Annotated in this window: 1 protein-coding gene; it reads right to left on the reverse strand. The window is 54.9% G+C overall.

The window, feature by feature from the left end; translation table 11 throughout:
• Positions 1–275: 275 nt before the first annotated feature.
• On the reverse strand, positions 276–1,586 hold the full coding sequence (locus HMPREF2954_RS03915; RefSeq protein ID WP_045074011.1) for a sulfate adenylyltransferase subunit 1: 1,311 nt from the start codon (positions 1,584–1,586) through the stop codon (positions 276–278).
• Between the last annotated feature and the right edge of the window lie 220 nt (positions 1,587–1,806).

The raw sequence follows: 1,806 nt of genomic DNA on the forward strand, positions 1-1,806 counted from the left end.
TTTATGAGTGTCCAAGATTTGGGGGGCAGTTCAAACCTTCCTTTCCGATTTCAGACGACCTTTTACCATGTATCCAAATGAAAAATGCCATGCCGCGATTTTGTTATTTTAATTCACTGTGATTTCCCACCGCGCTGGCTGAGGATAAGGCAACGCCGTATGGCTTAAAGCCTACCTGCCATATTCCCTGCCTTAATCTGCCAAACTGAAGAGGTCGTCTGAAAAACTCTGCTTCGGTTTTTTAGACGACCTCTTCAATTCAAGATGCCCTTGTTTCAAATTTCAAAACTGTCCGTTTGGTCAGCCTTGCGTATCATGCCTGCGGCGACGGTGTGGTTGGTGGCTTCGTCTATCAGGATGAACGCGCCGAGGGCATGGTTTTCTTCGTAGGGCGCGGCGGCGATCGGCTGCTGGGCTTTGAGGCTGATGCTGCCGATGTCGTTGAGTTTGAGCGTGTCGGCGGATTCGACGCGGCTGAGGGTGTTCACGTCCCAAACGTAGGAAATCGTGCTGATTTTGACGGGGGTGGTTTGGGTGGTGTGTTTCAGCAGGTATTTGCGGCGCAGGTTGAGCGGGATGTCGTCGAACCAGCACAGCGCGGCTTGGAACTGCTGTTCGGACGCGACGGGGCTGTCGGCGGCGGCGATGCTGTTGCCGCGCGAGATGTCGAGGTCGGTGTCGAGCGTGACGGTCAGCACTTCGCCTGCTTCGGCGGATTCGGTTTTGCCGTTTGGATTGTAGATTTCGGCGATTTTGGCGGTATGTCCGCCAGGCAGGATTTTGACTTCGTCGCCGGTTTTCAGACGACCTGCTTCCAATCTGCCTTGATAGCCGCGGAAGTCGTCGCTGCTGCTGCCGTCTTGCCGTGCGACGCGCTGCACGGGGAAATGGGCGGCTTGGTCGGCGGCGTTTTGGCGGTTGACGGGCAGGCTTTCGAGCAGGGGTAACAGCGGCAAACCTTGATACCACGGGGTTTGGCTGCTGGCGTTAACGATGTTGTCGCCTTTTAACGCGCTGATGGGAAGGAAGTGGATTTGGGCTTGGAGGCCGATTTGTTCCGCCAGCTTGCGATAGGCCGCGGTAATGGCCTGATATTTGGTTTCGTCGAAGTCGAGCAGGTCGAGTTTGTTGACGGCGACGATGATATTGGGACAGCCCAAGAGTTTCAGAATCGCGCTGTGGCGTTTGGTTTGCGGCAGGAGGACGGGTTCGCCGCCGGAAAAATCGACGCGCGTTGCGTCTATCAGGACAATGGCGGCGTCGGCGGTCGATGCGCCCGTTACCATATTGCGGGTGTATTGTTCGTGTCCGGGCGTGTCGGCGATGATGAATTTGCGCTTGGGCGTGGCGAAATAGCGGTAGGCGACATCGATGGTGATACCTTGTTCGCGCTCGGCGGCAAGGCCGTCGGTGAGGCTGGCGAAGTCGGGCGTTTCGCCGTTTTCGGCGGCGCGGTTGAGTTTGTCGAGCTGGTCGGTCAACAGGGTTTTGCTGTCGTAGAGCAGGCGGCCGATGAGGGTGGATTTGCCGTCGTCGACACTGCCGGCGGTGATGAAGCGCAAAAGCGGGGCGGTAGTTGCGGTCATGGTTCTTTCCTTAATTCTCGGATTGCACGTTACTTTAATGAGGTCGTCTGAAAATGGGAAAGAATGCTTGGTTTTAAAAAAAGATGATTTCGTTATATTCGTAAAAAAGCGGATTGGATTGAAAATACTGTAAGCCCCTATTCCGTACAGATAGGCATGAGCGCTGCCAAAATATTCCCTATCTGACAAAAAGGTCGTCTGAAAACTGAACTGCACCCCA

Origin of the sequence: Neisseria sp. HMSC067H09 (assembly GCF_001814135.1) — a bacterium.
Classification (GTDB): domain Bacteria; phylum Pseudomonadota; class Gammaproteobacteria; order Burkholderiales; family Neisseriaceae; genus Neisseria.